The sequence below is a fragment of the Afifella sp. H1R genome, from assembly GCF_021462425.1.
Classification (GTDB): domain Bacteria; phylum Pseudomonadota; class Alphaproteobacteria; order Rhizobiales; family Afifellaceae; genus Afifella; species Afifella aestuarii.
The window spans coordinates 844375-860273 of the sequence record NZ_JAKEDY010000002.1; the positions used below are offsets into that span (position 1 = coordinate 844375).

The window sequence follows — 15899 nt, forward strand, 5'->3', positions numbered from 1 at the left end:
TCCACTCGTCAGGTTTTGCACGGCGGCTGCCGGCATTCTGAAGAAGAGAGAGCACATGATCCTCCACCGCACCCGTCTGGGCTTCAACGTCGCCGCTCTCGGCTCATTCGTCCTGATGGGCGTGCCCGGAAACGTTCACGCGCAGGATCTGGACGAGCCGATCGCACTGCAGCCGATCGTCGTCGAGGCGGAGAGCGATCAGATCCTGAAGCAGGATGGCTATGTCGCCAAACAGGATCGGGCCGGCACCAAGGTCGATACGCCGATCGCGGACATTCCGCAGGCGATCACGGTGGTCACGCAGGATCAGATCGAGGACCAGGAGCCCCGGACGCTCAACGAGACGCTGGGCTATACGGCCAGCGCCAATCCCAACAATTTCGGTTTCGATTCACGCTTCGACGCGTTCACGCTGCGTGGGTTCAACGCCTATTACAACGGCATCTTCCGTGACGGGCTGCGCCAGTACAATTCCCCGACGGCACTCTTCAAGACGGAGCCTTACGGCATCGAAGGCATCACCATTCTGAAAGGGCCCGCTTCCTCGCTTTATGGCGTCAGCGGCCCGGGCGGCATCGTCAACATCGTCACCAAGCGGCCGAAGGAAGAGACCTTTCGCGAGGTGGAGCTCGTTGGCGGCAGCTACGACCGCTATCAGATCGGCATCGATTTTTCGGGACCGGCGAACGATTCCGGGACCCTGCTTTACCGGCTGACCGGGCTCGCACGCGATGCCAACGCGGAACTGCCCTCCTATCCCGACAACAAATACTATCTGGCGCCGGCTTTCACGCTGAAGCCCAATGAAGATACGACGCTCACCGTCTTGAGCGAGTTGTCGCGCACGATCACGGGCGGCACGGCCTCCTATTACAATCCGGCCTATGGCGTCGTGTCCGATCTCTACGAGGGCGATCCCGACTACAACGACTTCGTTCAGAACCAGGGGCGGATCGGTTACGAGCTGGAGCACCGCTTCAGCGATCTTCTGACGGTCCGTCAGAATCTGCGCTACAGCAAGGTCGATGCCGACCTCCAGTATTCGGGCCATTATGCGAGCGGCGCCGATCTTGCCCGCTACTGGGGCCATTACGAGGAAGACGCGGCCTCCTTCGTCGTCGACAACATGGCGCAGTTCACCTTCGATACGGCGGCGATCTCGCATACGGCGCTTGCCGGGATCGACTACACATGGGCTGAATACGACGCTTCGAGCGCGCTCTCCTATGCCTCGATCGACGACATCGCCAGCGCCCCGCTCGCCTATGACGGCGGCCAGGAAATGAACGGCATCGGCGCCTATCTGCACGACCAGATGGAATGGAACGGCTTCACCTTGTTCCTGAGCGGCCGCTACGACTGGGTCGAGACCACCTCCATCGACACCGACCGCGTCGAAACCGACTATGACGATGAAGACTTCTCCGGCCGCGTCGGGCTCTCCTATCGCAGCCGGTGGGGCGTCATCCCCTACGCCAATTATTCGACTTCCTTCTCGCCGAACATCGGCCGCGTCTACGACGATGTGACGAGCGACGAGAGCCGAGCGGCGCAGCCCACCATCGCCGAGCAGCTCGAAGTGGGCGTGAAATACGAGATCCCCGACACCAATGCGATCGTGAGCGCCGCCTATTTCAACATCGAGCAGACGGACGGGGTGGTCTTCGACACGACGACGGGAATCAACCGGCAGCGCCAGCTCGATCTCACCTCGGAGGGGATCGAATTCGAGGCTCAGGCCTCGCTCGACAACGGCCTCAATCTGATCGCCTCCTATACGCATCTCAAGATGACCATCGACAAGGGCGCGACCGGCACTGCCGGCAACGAATTGTCCGGCGTGCCCAACAACATCTTCTCGCTGTGGGGCCTTTATCAGTTCCAGCCGGGCTCGCCGCTTGCTGGTCTCGGGATCGGGGCAGGCGTGCGCTATGTCGGCGAAAGCTATGGCGACGACGCCAACACGTTGAAGAACGACGATCGCTACTTCATCGACGCCTCGCTCTCCTACGATTTCGGCGCCCGCGATCCGCGGCTCGCCGGGGCCAAATTGCAGATCAACGCCAAGAACCTGCTGGATGAGCGGGAGCCGGTGTGCACCTCCGGCTATTGCTACCGCGACGAGGGGCGGACGATCATCGGCAGCCTGCGCTATCGCTTCTGATGGCGGCAGACGAGGGGGCGGAGACGGCACGTCAGAGCTGGCTGATCTCACCGATCGCCACGCTCGCGGCGATCGGCGGCCTCTATGTGGCGCAAAGCGTTATCGGCGGGCTGACCTGGGTTGGCCTGCCGGCGGTGCTGCGCAATGAAGGTGCCGATCTCGGCGATATCGGCCTCGTCTCGCTGATCGCGCTTCCCTGGGCGCTCAAATTTCTCTGGGCGCCTTTGGTGGAGCGCTACCGGCTGCCGCGGCGCGGGCGCAATCGTTCGGGTGCGATCGTGCTTGCAGGCACCTCCCTGGTCGTCGCCACTTTCTGGCTCATCGGGGCGCTGCCTCTTCACGCGCTTTGGCCGATTTTTGGGCTTCTCACGCTCGCCGCCTTCGCCACGGCGACCGTCGATATCGCGTGCGACGGCTATGCGGTGGAAAATCTCTCCACGCGACAGCAGGGCTGGGGCAACACCGCCCAGGTGGGCGGTGCCTATCTCGGTTCGGCGCTCGGTGGTGGGCTGTTTCTGGTGATCGTCGGCCACAGCGGCTGGACCGCGGGCGTATGGACGATGGCCGTTATGGTGATGCTCCTCGCGTTGCCCTTTCTCATCCAATCGCGGGCCGCCAATTTCGAGGCCGAGCGGACGCATCTTCCCTCGCTTCGGGCGGCGCTCGCGCGTCCTGAAATCCGCCGAGGTCTCGTCGTGGCGGCGGTCTACGTCGTCGCCCAGAAGACGGCCTTCAACATGCTGTCGCCCTATCTTGTCGACCGTGAGGTCAGCCTCGCCACGATCGGTATCCTCAATGGGCTCGGCTCGATTTTTCTCGGCGTTTCCGGATCACTTCTGGGGGGCGCCTGCGTGCGCCTCTGGGGGCCACGGCCGGTTCTGGTGGCGGCTCTGGCTCTGCAGGCGTCCGTTCTTGCGTTTCTCTCCTTCTCGGCGACGGCGCCGTGGATCCCACTCTGGCTCGTCATCGGCGTGGCATTGGTGGCGACGTCGGGGCTGATGGCCTTCGGTTTCGTGGCGCTTTATTCGCAGTTCATGCGCTGGTCCGATCCGCGCCAGGCCGGGATCGATTTCACGCTCTTCCAATGCGTCGATGCGCTTCTGTCATTGAGCGGCGGGGTCGCGGCCGGGTTTCTCGCCGAACGTTTCGGCTATTCGCTCTTCTTCGCCGGGGCCGCCGGTCTCGCGGTTCTGGCCTTGCCGGCGATTGCTCTGGTGGCGGGCGGCAAGGCGCCGGGGGCCGTCGACCCTCGGTCTTGAATGCCCACTCCAAATCGCCGATGCTCGCGCAACTTCCCGCCACAGGCTGCCGAGTGAGACGTGATCGCCCCACCCGAACTGCATGAAGCCGCCGCGTTTTTCGTGCCTGAAGCCGCGATGGCGGAGATGTCGCGTCGGGCCGCCGATGACGGGAGCCCAGTCTCCGTGCTAGAGGCGGCGCGCGCGGTGTTCGCTTCGAGACCCCGCCGCGGATCGCCGCCGCAAGGTTCTGCCCAGCACCCAGGCGGAAGGTCCCTGTCGGGTTTCAAGGCAGATGTCTGCGCAGTCGCGGGCTCCTCCTCCCCTCTGCCCGCCAGCGGATCTTCGTGATGGATTTCTCCGCCCTCCTTACCGGCCTCGATCCCGTCGCAAGCGGCCTCGTGGTGCTTTGTCTCGTCGCCGTCACCGGCCTTGCTCTCGGCAATGTGCGGATCGGCTCCGTCTCCCTCGGCATTGGCGGCGTGCTGTTCGCCGGCATCGTCTGGGGTCATCTCGGCTTCACCGTCGACCCGGAAGTTGCGCATTTCCTGCGCGAATTCGGCCTCATCCTTTTCGTCTACTCGATCGGCATCCAGGTCGGGCCGGGCTTCTTTTCGGCGCTCAAGCGCTCCGGCCTCGCGCTCAACGGGCTCGCTGCCGGTCTCGTCTTTCTCTCCATCCTCGTCGCGGCCGCATTGCACCTTATCGTCGGCGTGCCTCTGCCGGTGATGCTCGGCCTGATGTCCGGGGCGACGACCAACACGCCGTCGCTCGGTGCCGCCACTCAGATGCTGACGAGCGTCGGGGCGGGTCCGGAGGCGCTCGCCGCACCTGCGCTCGGCTATGCCGTCGCCTATCCTTTCGGCATTCTCGGCATTCTCCTGACCATGGGGATCGTGCGGGCCGTGCTGCGCATCCGGCCCGAAGCCGAGCAGGCGGCCTTCGAAGCAGAGCGGGCCGCCAAACAGCAGGGGCTGCAGACCGTCAACGTCAAGGTCACCAACCGCAACATGCAGGGGCTGACGATCGGCACCCTGCCGGGGCTCGAAGAGATGAGCCTCGTCGTTTCCCGCATCATGCGCGACGGTGTCGTGGAGGTCGCGCATCCGGAGACGGAGGTGCGGCTCAACGATGTCCTGCTTCTCGTCGGCCCGACGGAGAAACTGCCCGGCATGGTCCGCATCCTCGGCCAGCAGGCGAAAACCGATCTGAAGGCGATCCCGTCCGACGTGAAGTGGAAGCGCTTCGTCGTCACCAATTCCAACGTTTTTGGCGCCTCTCTCGGCAGCCTCGATCTGCTGCACCGCCACGATGTCGTCATCAGCCGGGTCACGCGCTCCGGCATCGAGCTCGCCCCGCATGACGGGCTGCGCCTGCAATTCGGCGACATCTGCACGGTCATCGGCCATCCGGAAAACCTCGACAAGGCCGCCCAGGTCCTCGGCAATCGCAGTCAGGCTCTGGAGCAGGTGCAGATCCTGCCGATCTTCCTCGGCATTGCGCTCGGTGTTCTCTTCGGCTCCATCCCGGTCGCTTTTCCGGGCATGCCGGCGCCGGTGAAGCTCGGGCTTGCGGGCGGCCCGCTGGTCGTCGCCATCATCCTGTCGCGCCTCGGCCATATCGGCCCGCTCGTCTGGTTCATGCCGTCGAGCGCCAATCATGCCTTACGTGAGATCGGCATCGTGCTCTTTCTCGGCATCGTCGGGCTCAAGGCGGGTGAGAGTTTTGTCTCCATCCTCGTGGAGGGCGACGGGCTCGTCTGGCTCCTTTATGGCGCCCTCATCACCATCATCCCGCTTCTCATCATCGGCTTCATTGGCCGCCTCGTCGTGCGGCTCAATTACCTGACATTGTGCGGGCTTCTCGCCGGCAGCATGACCGATCCGCCGGCGCTCGCCTTCGCCAATGCCATCCGTCCCTCCGAGGCGCCGTCGCTCGCCTATGCGACGGTCTATCCGCTCGTCATGGTGCTGCGCATCCTGGCGCCGCAGGTCCTCGTCCTGATCTTCTGGTTCTGAGGCGCTCGCAGTCTCAGAAGAAAAGCTTCACCAGAGTGAGGCTGAACGTCGAGATGAAGAGGAAGGCGAGGAGGCCGAGAAGCGCGGGGCGCAGGCCCTCCGCCTTGAGCTTGCGCACATCCGTCTCAAGCCCCATCGCGGCGAGCGCCATCGACAGAAGAAAGGTCGTGGCGAGGGCGATCTCGCTTTTGGCCGTCTCCGGGATTTCCACGAGGCTGTTGACGCCGACGAGCGCGATGAAGCCGAGCACGAACCAGGGGATGGGCGCGCGGGCGGCGGAATTGCCGGAGGCGGCGAGACGCTCGCGGGCGAGAATGCCGAGGCCGAGCACGACGGGGGCCATCATCATCACGCGCGACAGCTTGGCGATGGTGCCGAATTCGCCGGCCTCCGCACCGTTCTGATAGGCGGCCGCGACCACCTGGGCGATCTCGTGCACCGAGGCTCCGGTCCACAGCCCGAATGCATGCGGTCCGAGACCCAAGAGCGGAGCGAGGAACGGGTAGGCGAACATGGCGATCGAGCCGAAGATGGTGACGCAGGCGACCGCATAGGCGACGTCCTCGTCATGGGCGTTGGTCACGGTGTTGGTGGCGATGACGGCGGAGGCCCCGCAGATCGACGTGCCGGCGGCGATCAGTTCGGCGAGCTTGCGTTCCACACCGAGCTTTTTCCCGCACCAGACCGTGAAGGTGAAGGTCGAAAGAAGCGTGGCGATGATGATGGCGACCCCGGTTCCGCCGACCTCGATCACCTGCGCAGCCGTCAGCTGCAGGCCGAGCAGAATGATGGCGAAGCGGAGGATGCGGCGCATGGAAAAGCCGACACCTGGCTTGGCGACGGCTGGCGTGCCGATGAGATTGTGAAACAGAATACCGATGAGGATCGCGATGATCATCGGGCTGAAGGCGCCGAGCCCCGGCAGCTGACGAAGCCCGAAGGCTGCCGCTGCGATCGCCGCGGCGAGACCCACGCCGGGGAGGATGCTGCCGAAAAACGAGCTGGGTGTCTCGGTCGCTGACGCGGCGAGGGATTCGTCTCGGTCTGCGTCGACAAAGGTGTCTGCGGTGATTTCGGGTTCGTCGCTCAATGCGGTCAAGATCGGTCTCCGTCCGGGAGGCCGATCTTTTCGCATTTAGCGCTTCAATCACTCCAACGCATAATTTCGGTTGTAGTGATCAAAAATATCTATGAGTCAGGCGTCTGGGAGGCCTGCGAGAATCTTGTCGAGAGTCGCCGGATAATCGCGTACCCGCACGCCGCAGGCGTTATAGATGGCGTTGGTGATGGCCGCCCCGACGCCCGCAAGAGCGAGCTCTCCGAGCCCCTTGCCGGCGAGTAGACTCGCCGCCGTGTCGCGCTCCTCAAGGAAGACGACCTCGAGCTGCGGGACGTCGGCGTTCACCGGAACGTGGTATTCGGCGAGGTCGTGATTGACCAGAAGGCCGGTGCGGGGATCGATCACCAGCTCCTCTTCGAGCGCCGAGCCGATCCCCCAGATCTGACCGCCATAACATTGTGACGTGGCCGTCTTCTCGTTGAGGATACGCCCGGCGGCGGCGACGGTCAGAAGCCGGCGCACCCGCGTCTCGCCCGTCACGGCGTTGACGGCCACCTCGCAGAAATGCGCGCCATAGCTTGCCTGATTGGTGGTGTCCGCTGTCTTCCCCGGCTCGATCGTGCCGCGGCCGGTAAGCGTCTCGCCTTCCAGAATCTCGTCGAACGGGATTTGCCGGTTGCCCGCGATCGCCTGGCCGTCCTTCAGCGTGAGGTCCGAGGCGTCGACCTCGAGGCGTTTTGCAAGCTCCGTCACGAGGTCTTCGCAGGCCAGATAGACCGACGACCCGGCGCTGTTCGCCCCCCAGGAGCCGCCGGACCCCGAGGAGGCTGGCAGTTCCGTATCACCCAAAAGCACGGTCACGTGTTCGGGCGGAAGTCCCAGCATTTCGGCGGTGATCTGCTGCAGGATTGTGTAGGAGCCCGTGCCGATATCGGTCATCGCCGTTTTGACCGTGGCGCGCCCGTCGGGAGTGAGCTCCACCTCGGCAGAGGATTTCATCAGCTGATGGCTGCGTGAAGCCGCGGCCATGCCATAACCGATCCACCATTCGCCCTCGCGCCGGCTTGCCGGCTTGTCGGGACGGTTCTGCCAGCCGAAGCGACGGGCCCCTTCCTCGTAGCATTCCAGGAGTTTTCGCGAGGAAAAGGGAAGGTCGTCCTGCGGCGCGGCTTCCGGTTCGTTCAGCTTGCGAAACTCGATCGGATCGAGGTTCAATCGGATGGCGAGCTCGTCCATGGCGCTCTCGAGCGACAGCATGCCGACGGCTTCGCCGGGTGCGCGCACCGAAGCCGTCATCAAGACATCGGTCTCTGCAAGCCGATGCGTGATTTTCCGGTTCTCGCCCGCATAGAGAAACACCGTCGAAATTGCGACCGGCTCGAAGAACGAATTGCCGGTCGAGTTGACGACGAAGTTTTCGTGCGCGAGCGCGGTGATGCGGCCGTCCTTCGTCGTGCCGATGCGCACGCGCTGGATGGTTTCGGAACGCCGGGAGGTCGTTTGAAAGACGTGCTGGCGGCTGAGCGCGACCTTCACCGGCTTGCCCGCCGCCCTCGCGCCGAGTGCCGCCAGAACGGCGTCCGGCCCAATGCCGAGCTTGGAACCGAAGCCACCGCCGACATAAGGGCTCAGAAGGCGGACGTTCTCGACCGGCACGCCGACGCCGTTGGCGATCTGAATGACGTTCGTCTCCAGAAGCTGGCACGACGACCAGACGGTCAGCTTGTCGCCGTCCCATTTGGCGACGCTTGCATGCGGCTCCATCGGGGCGGCGCTGTGGCTCGGCGTTGTATAGGTTTCGTCGAACTGAACCTCGGCTTCCGCAAAGACGGCCTCGAACTCCCCACGCAGATTGTCGGGCTGCATGGCGCCTGGCCCCGGATTGACCGCCTCGTTGAGCTGGTCGCGCAGGCTGTAGCGGCCCTGGCCGGGTTCGTAGAGGGTTTCGACGAGCGTGGCCGCATGCCGGGCCGCCTCGAAGGTTTCGGCAACGACGAGCGCCAGCGGCTGGCCATAATGGAAGACCTCGCCGTCGATCGTCTGCGCGGCCGGTGCCATCGGCAGGGCGGAGGCGCGCAGAACATCATTCCCCGAGATGACGGTCAGAACGCCTGGTGCCGCCTCCGCTTTGGATGTGTCGACGGACCGGATTTTCGCTCGCCCGATGCCTGCCGTCACCATGAAGCCGTAGGCGACGTCCTCACCGGCGAGATGCTCGTAAGCGTATGGCGCGCGGCCTGAGACTTTGAGGGCACCCTCGTAGCGGTTGAGGGGCTTGCCGAGAACGCCCTGCGCGCCGCGATCAAGGCGCGTTTCGCCGACCGCCTCGTCCATCGCATAGGTGTTTGCGTCGGTCATTGTGCGGCCTCCTTGGTCGCCTCGGAGAGAACGGCGATCAGCGTCCGCCGGGCGAGGGGGATCTTGAAATCGTTATGGCCGTGGCCTGTCGCCTCCTTGAGAAGCAGATCCGCGGCCTCTTCGAACAGCGCTTGTGATGGCTCCTGGCCGATCAGAGCTTCCTCGACCGCCCTGTCGCGCCACGGCTTGTGGGCGAGGCCGCCGAAGGCCATACGGGCCGAGGCGATGTTGCCGTTGTCCACGGCGACGATGGCGGCGACCGAGACGAGCGCAAATGCATAGGAGGCGCGGTCGCGCACCTTGCGATAGATGTGCCGGCCCTTCGGTGGTGGCGGCAGCACGACGGAGGTGATGAGTTCGCCCGGCTGCAGATTGCTTTCCACCTCCGGCGTCTGACCGGGAAGACGATGAAAATTCTTCAGCGCGATCGTCCGGCTTCCGCCGTCCGGGAGCCGGGTCTCGACGCTCGCGTCGAGCGCCAGCATGGCGACCGCCATATCGGAGGGATGAGTGGCGATGCATTGATCGCTTGCGCCCAGGATCGCGTGAATGCGGTTGAAGCCGTCGAGCGCGGCGCAGCCCGAGCCCGGATTGCGTTTGTTGCAGGGCGCGGATGTCTCGTAAAAATAGTAGCAACGCGTGCGCTGGAGGAGATTGCCGCCGGTCGTCGCCTTGTTGCGCAGCTGTGCCGAGGCGCCGGCCAAAAGCGCCCGCGACAGGACCGGATAATCGCGCCGCACGGCCTCATCGGCGGCGAGATCGGCATTGGTCACCATGGCTCCGATCCTGAGGCCGCCATCCTCTGTCGCCGAGATCTCCGTCAAAGGCAGCCGCGAGACGTCGACGAGCGCCTTCGGCGTCTCGACTTCGAGTTTCATGAGATCGAGAAGATTGGTGCCACCGGCGATGAAGCGCCCGGTCTGCTCTTCGGCGAGGCGGCCGGCTTCCTCAAGATCGCCGGCGCGCGAATAGGCAAATTCCCTCATGCCGGCTCCTTGCTTTCGGCCTTGGTGACGTGTTGGGCCTCGCCGGCACGTTCGTCGCGGGCGGCGCGGATCGCGTCGACGATGTTGGGATAGGCGGAACACCGGCAGATATTGCCGCTCATGCGCTCGGAGATCTCTTCGTCGGAGAGGTCCGTCTGGCCGTCCAGGCTTGCGCTCACGTGGCTCGGCCAGCCGGCGCGAAACTCGTCGAGCATGCCAAGCGCGGAGACGATCTGGCCTGGCGTGCAGTACCCGCATTGAAAGCCGTCATGGTCGAGAAAGCTCGCCTGCATCGGGTGCAGGGCTTCGGGTGTGCCGAGGCCTTCGATGGTGGTGACGGCATCGCCGTCATGCATGACCGCAAGCGTCAGGCAGGAATTGATGCGGCGGCCATTGACGAGGACAGTGCAGGCGCCGCACTGGCCGTGGTCGCAGCCTTTCTTGGTGCCGGTGAGCGCGAGGTGGTCGCGCAACGCATCGAGAAGCGAGGTGCGCGGATCGAGGTCCAGCTCATAATCGGTCTCGTTGACGGTGAGTGTGATCACAGATCGTCCTTTCTTGCAGACGGCGCCCTGTCTCGCTGCGCGGCGGACAGGACCGGGACGAGGAAATGGACGTACCAGCCAAGCCCGGTCGATGGGTCGAGGCCCGTCCATTGCGGGCAATTCCCGCGATGGGTCTGTTGCAAGAACACATGAACGGGAAAGGCGTTGCTTCTGGCCGTCGTGCCGGGATCTGTTTCCGTGAGCCGGCGAAGCGCCACCCGCCTCAGAGAGGATCGGTCAATTGCGCGTCATCGAGCGCCGAGGCGCGGAGCCGCGCCGCATCGCGGGCGGGAGGGGCACCGAAGAAACGCGCATATTCGCGGCTGAACTGGGACGGGCTCACATAGCCCACCGCGAAGCTGACGCTGCCCGCATCGGCATTTTGCGTGAGGAGCATGTGGCGGGCGCGCTGCAGCCGAAGCTGCTTCTGGTATTGCAGCGGGCTCATGGCCGTCACCGCCTTGAAATGGCGATGAAAGGACGAGGCGCTCATGCCGGCGATATCGGCTGCGTCCTCGATCCTCAGGGGGCTGTCGAAGCGCTGTTTGATCCACGCAATGGCGCGGCTGATCTGACTGAGCCGGCTGTCGGACAGAGCAATCTGCCGGAGCGTGCCGCCCTGCGGTCCTCGCATCAGCCTGTAGACGATCTCCCGCTCAATCAGCGGCGCGAGGATCCGGATATCCCGAGGTCGGTCTAAGAGGCTGACAAACCTCACAATTGGATCCAAGAGCTCAGGAGTCAGAAAGCTAACTGAGAGGCCCGGAGCGAGCGTTGTCTCGGCCTCTCCATCGCCCATTTCCAGAAGCATCGCGGCGAGGAGCTTCGGATCGAGACGCACCGCCAGGGCGAGATAGGGCTCTTCCCGGCTCGCTTTGAAGATCTCCCCCACAACGGGGAGATCCACCGAGACGACGAGGTAGTTGCCTTTGCCATATTCGAAGAGCTTCTCGCCGAGCATGGCGCGCTTGGCACCGCCAGCGATCACGCACAGAAGCGGCTCGTAAATCGAGGCCGTCGGGTGCGTCATCCCATCCGACCGCACGAGGGTGAGGCCTGGCACCTGGGTCTGGCAGCGGTGGCCATCACAATGGCGGCGGATCAGCGTGCTGAGAGCATCGAGGCCCGCAAGGGATTCCGGCATGAGCATTGTCCGCGAGAGTGCAGGGCAGAGATAGATGCTTGCGGGTCAGGTTGCCACAAGGAAAGCTCGCGGCTGAGAGGATCAGGCAAAAAGGTGACAGCATCCGCGTGGCGACCGGGCGGCCGGCACGCCATTTCGGTCCCGATCCGTGAAGCCGTCGCTCCGACGCGTCCGGGTAAATCCGGCGGGATTGCAGAGAGCGACGCATCGCCGTCGCGGCGGCGACCGGTCGGATTTCTCGGCCCGGCGGATCCACCATTTGCGGCCTCGTCTCGGGCGAACCGGCGAGGCCGACCCACGCGAAAGGATGAATGCATGCGTTACAATCCGCTCGGCCAGACCGGCCTTCTTGTCTCGGAACTGTGCTTCGGCACCATGACGTTCGGCGGCAACGAGGGGCTCTGGGGCCAGATCGGCAATCTTGGACAGCAGGATGCCGATGCACTTCTCAGCCGCGCCCTCGATGCCGGCGTCAATTTCATCGACACGGCCAATGTCTATGCCGAAGGCCGCTCGGAGACGATCACCGGGCAGGCGCTCAAGAATCTCGGTGTGGCGCGCGACGAGGTCGTGGTGGCGACGAAGTTTCTGGGGCGCGTCGGTCAAGGACCGAACGGCGCCGGCGCCTCGCGCTATCACATCCTCGCTCAGGCCAAGAAGAGCCTCACACGTCTGCAGCTCGACCACATCGATCTCTATCAGATCCACGGATTCGACCCGCTGACACCGATCGAGGAAACGCTCGAAGCCCTCGATACGCTCGTGCGCCAAGGTCTTGTCCGCTACGTCGGGGTGTCGAACTGGGCGGCCTGGCAGATCGCCAAAGCCCTCGGGATCTCAGAACGCAAGAACCTCGCACCGTTTCGCTCGCTGCAGGCCTATTACACCATTGCCGGGCGCGATCTCGAGCGCGAGGTCGTGCCGATGCTCACCTCCGAGAAGGTGGGGCTGATGGTGTGGAGCCCGCTCGCCGGCGGTTTCCTGTCGGGCAAGTACAGCCGTGACGATGAAAAATCGGGCGACGGACGACGCGCGACCTTCGATTTTCCGCCGGTCGACAAGGACCGTGGCTATGCCGTCATCGACGAGATGCGCAAGATCGCCGAGGCGCATTCCGTGAGTGTCGCACAGATCGCGCTCGCCTGGCTCCTGCACCAGAAGGTGGTGACGAGCGTCATCATCGGTGCCAAGCGTATGGAGCAGCTCGATGACAATCTCGCTGCCGTCGATGTGCGTCTCTCCGACGACGAGCTCACGACGCTCGATCAGGTGAGCCGGCTTGCCCCGGAATATCCGGGGTGGATGCTGGAACGGCAGTCGAGCTACCGCAAGTCTGAGGCCTGAGCCGTTTCGGTCGCGAGCCTGGGGGCGGCTTCGGCCGCCCTCTTTGTCTCCGAAGAGCGCTGAAAGAGGTGAGCCGCCTTCAGGAAAGCGGGTCTGGCGCCGTCGGCTCGAAACGTTCGGCCTCTTCGAAAAGCCAATCGAGGAGAAGCGTGAGGGCGGCCGTCGGGCGCGGTCGCCAGAGCGCGATGTAGTCGTTGCCACTCGGGCAAAAGCCGAAAGGTGCAACGAGCCGGCCCGCCGCGACATCGTCCGCCACGAGCGGCCAGGGTCCGATCGCCACGCCAAGGCCAGCGGTCGCCGCTTCCAGGAGATAGTAGAAACGCTGATAGACGGTCGCCGCCGGGGCGGCTTCGAGTTCACTGGCGGGATTTCTCTCGCCGCTCGCGCCCGCCCATTGCACCCAGGCGCCCGGCCGCGTGCGCGTGTGAAGAATGGGCAGGCCGGCGATGTCCTGCGGAAGGAGCCGCGCAATGGAAGGGGAGAGAACGGGCCCGATCTTTTCGGCAAAGAGGGGCCGGGTCAGAAGGCCGGAGGGCCAGGGACCGGTGCCGACCCTAAGCGCGAGGTCGAAATCGATGCGCGCGAATTCTTGATCGTGATCGCAGGCCGTCAGACGCACCTCGATCTCCGGGTGCCGCTCTTTGAAGACGTGGAGACGGGGGATGAGCCAGCGCATGGCGAGCGTCCCGCTGCAGGCGAGATCGATGAGTGAGGACCGCCTGGTCGCGACGCGTGCCACAGCCGCCTGCAGTTGATCGAAGCCGGCCGTCAGGCCGGGGAGGAGCGCCCGCCCTCCCTCCGTCAGGCGGATGGCGTTCTTCGGCCCTTCAAAGAGGGAAACCCCGAGAACGTCTTCAAGCTGCTGCACCTGACGCGAGACCGCGCTGTGGGTGACGTTCAGCTCTTCGGCGGCCAAAGACATCCGGCCGTGCCGACCGGCGGCCTCGAAGGCGCGCAGCGCGTTGAGTGAGGGAAGGCGTCGCGTCATGTGAGTTTATCGAACATTGCCTGTACGAGAATATCGTTTTTCAACGAGGCAACAAGCGACTTCTATCGTCATATGGACGATAGGCGAGTTCTAAAAACGCACTTCGAGAACGATTCGGCAGCTCGGTGCTGGCATTGGCTGAGCCTTTGCGTGGCGCGTTCACGCCAGCGCCGGCGGCTGTCGGAGCTGGAGGAGTGGCAACTCACCGACATGGCAATTTCGGATCCGGAACGAAAAACCGAGTGCCAAAAATGGTGGTGGCAGTCTTGAGGCCGTGATCGAGCAATAAGAACTTCCGTCAGCCCACTTCGGGGGTGAAACCTCAGCGGCTGTCGGCGAGATCCATGCTGGCCGGGAAGAATTGCGAAATCCAGGTCTCCGTCAGCGCCTCGCCGTCCTTTTTGAGGAAAAGCCGCAGGTCCACCGGCTCTTTTCCGGTGACGTGAACTTCGAAGGCCGCCCGGAAAAGGCCGTTGCTGTCGACGACCGGATAGGCGCTGCAGCGCCCCAATGTGCCACGTGAAACATTAACCATGGCGGTCACGCCGTCTTCGCGCGTGAAGCGGTGGAGATCGCCGCCGGTGAAGTCGACGACGAATTGATAGACGTCCTTCGGACGCGGCTGCCCCGGAACGCCGCCGGCCCCGATAAAGGTGTCGACGACCCGCCCGGCCTTCGTCGCGTAAGGCTCGTCGAATCCCCAATGCAGGCGGTACTTGAGATCGAGCGTCTTGCCGGCCTCGACCTTCTCCTCCGGTGTCCAATAGGCGACGATGTTGTCGTAGATCTCGTCGTCCGTCGGGATCTCCACGAGTTGCACCGCGCCCTTGCCCCATCCTTCGAGCGGTTCGACCCAGAGGGAGGGGCGGCGGTGATAGAAGACACCGTCGTCCTGGTAATGGTCGAAATGGCGATCGCGCTGAAGCAGCCCGAATCCCTTCGGGTTGTCATCGCTGAAGCTGTTGGTCATCACGGCGGGCGGATTGTTGAGCGGGCGCCAGATGCGTTCGCCGCTGCCGGTCCACATGGCGAGCCCGTCGGAATCGTGGATCTCGGGCCGCCAGTCTTTCGCGTGCTGTCGGTCTTTCTGCGAGTACCAGAACATCGAGGTCAACGGGGCGATGCCCAGGCGGGTGACCGCCTGGCGCGGGAAGAGGACCGCTTCCGTCTCCATGACGACGCGGGCCTCGCGGGCGCAATCGAAGCGGTAGGCGCCGGTGAGGCTCGGACCCTCAAGGAGCGCGTAGACGGTGAGCCGGTCGGGATCGCCCGGCACCCCCTCAAGGAAGAACCGGCTGAATCGCGGAAATTCCTCGCCCGTGGCGAGTCCGGTATCGATGGCAATGCCACGGGCCGACAGCCCGTACTGCTTGCCACTTCCCGGCGAACGAAAATAGGAGGCGCCGAGGAAGGACAGCCAGTCCCATTTGAGGTCTTCCGCCATCACCCGGAAACCGGCAAAGCCGATGCTTTGCGGCAGGCTGCGGGCGATGTGGCCCGCCGGCATATCGAAATAGCTCTGGCGGTAAAGAACCTCGTGCGCCTTGCCGTCTTTGACCACGGCGACGGTGACGGGGTCCTTCTGATAGCGGCCGAGATGAAAAAGCTGGATCGGTGCCCCGCTGTCCCCGCCGAGATGCAAGGTCCGGTCCTTGCGATAGCTGATCTGGAAATAGGCGTCGTAATCGATCTTATCGAGGATTTCCGCCATGGCGGAGGCGGGCGGCTCCCAGGGCGCTTCAGAGAGCGTCTTCGCCGTCTCCTTCAGAAGATCGAACGAAAAGGGCTGCGTCGGCCCGTAAAGGATACCGTCGGTCTCGACATTGGGCGCTGCGAAGCTCCGGCTCGCAAATGGGCTGAGGGCGAGCGCTCCCCCTCCGGCGAGCGCAGCGCGGCGTGAAATCTTCATCATGTGTCGTCCAGGCGGGTGTCGTTTCTTGCCGGCTAAGATTGGTCTGCGGCAGAAAGGTGACGAAACGGCAGGTTTTCTCACCGAAGCGACGCAAACCTCACCCTGTGGTCGAAAACGTTGCTCGGCGTACAGTGTGGGGTCG

At 64.2% G+C, this 15899-nt stretch carries 11 protein-coding genes; 4 read left to right on the top strand and 7 right to left on the bottom strand.

All coding sequences use genetic code 11. From position 1 onward, the window contains the following. The first annotated feature begins 55 nt into the window (after positions 1 to 55). From L0F51_RS15515 to L0F51_RS15525, 3 genes are all read left to right on the top strand, one after another. Positions 56 to 2164: a TonB-dependent siderophore receptor gene (locus L0F51_RS15515; RefSeq protein WP_234630062.1), complete on the top strand. Its 2109-nt coding sequence runs from the start codon at positions 56 to 58 to the stop codon at positions 2162 to 2164. Then, the gene (locus L0F51_RS15520; RefSeq protein ID WP_234630063.1) at positions 2164 to 3423 is read left to right on the top strand and encodes an MFS transporter; all 1260 of its coding nucleotides are present in this window, start codon (positions 2164 to 2166) and stop codon (positions 3421 to 3423) included. The genes L0F51_RS15515 and L0F51_RS15520 overlap by 1 nt, the downstream gene beginning before the upstream one ends. Positions 3424 to 3752: 329 nt before the next feature. Next, on the top strand, positions 3753 to 5420 hold the full coding sequence (locus L0F51_RS15525; protein ID WP_234630064.1) for a putative transporter: 1668 nt from the start codon (positions 3753 to 3755) through the stop codon (positions 5418 to 5420). A gap of 13 nt (positions 5421 to 5433) precedes the next feature. On the opposite strand, the gene L0F51_RS15530 is transcribed toward L0F51_RS15525, so the two are convergent. The 5 genes from L0F51_RS15530 to L0F51_RS15550 all read right to left on the bottom strand — a co-directional run bounded on the left by L0F51_RS15530 (position 5434) and on the right by L0F51_RS15550 (position 11513). Further along, complete coding sequence (locus L0F51_RS15530; protein ID WP_234630385.1) at positions 5434 to 6405, bottom strand: YeiH family protein; 972 nt, start codon at positions 6403 to 6405, stop codon at positions 5434 to 5436. A 210-nt stretch (positions 6406 to 6615) separates the two neighbouring features. Then, positions 6616 to 8838 (bottom strand): xanthine dehydrogenase family protein molybdopterin-binding subunit, encoded by a 2223-nt coding sequence (locus tag L0F51_RS15535; protein ID WP_234630065.1) that lies wholly within the window; start codon positions 8836 to 8838, stop codon positions 6616 to 6618. Further along, positions 8835 to 9824, bottom strand: coding sequence for a xanthine dehydrogenase family protein subunit M (locus L0F51_RS15540; RefSeq protein WP_234630066.1), 990 nt, complete (start codon positions 9822 to 9824; stop codon positions 8835 to 8837). Before L0F51_RS15540 ends, L0F51_RS15535 begins: the two co-directional genes overlap by 4 nt. Further along, on the bottom strand, positions 9821 to 10369 hold the full coding sequence (locus tag L0F51_RS15545) for a 2Fe-2S iron-sulfur cluster-binding protein (protein ID WP_234630067.1): 549 nt from the start codon (positions 10367 to 10369) through the stop codon (positions 9821 to 9823). The genes L0F51_RS15540 and L0F51_RS15545 overlap by 4 nt, the downstream gene beginning before the upstream one ends. Positions 10370 to 10592: 223 nt before the next feature. Then, positions 10593 to 11513 carry an AraC family transcriptional regulator gene (locus L0F51_RS15550; protein WP_234630068.1) on the bottom strand — a complete coding sequence of 307 codons (921 nt, stop codon included), beginning with the start codon at positions 11511 to 11513 and terminating at the stop codon, positions 10593 to 10595. Positions 11514 to 11828: 315 nt separating this feature from the next. Here L0F51_RS15550 and L0F51_RS15555 point away from each other — a divergent pair, with 315 nt between their 5' ends. Then, a complete protein-coding gene (locus L0F51_RS15555; RefSeq protein WP_234630069.1) occupies positions 11829 to 12857 on the top strand; it encodes an aldo/keto reductase in 1029 nt (342 codons plus the stop codon). 79 nt (positions 12858 to 12936) lie between these two features. On the opposite strand, the gene L0F51_RS15560 is transcribed toward L0F51_RS15555, so the two are convergent. Both L0F51_RS15560 and L0F51_RS15565 read right to left on the bottom strand, forming a co-directional pair. After that, the gene (locus tag L0F51_RS15560; protein WP_234630070.1) at positions 12937 to 13845 is read right to left on the bottom strand and encodes a LysR substrate-binding domain-containing protein; all 909 of its coding nucleotides are present in this window, start codon (positions 13843 to 13845) and stop codon (positions 12937 to 12939) included. A gap of 322 nt (positions 13846 to 14167) precedes the next feature. After that, complete coding sequence (locus L0F51_RS15565) at positions 14168 to 15757, bottom strand: glucan biosynthesis protein (RefSeq protein WP_234630071.1); 1590 nt, start codon at positions 15755 to 15757, stop codon at positions 14168 to 14170. Positions 15758 to 15899: the final 142 nt, after the last annotated feature.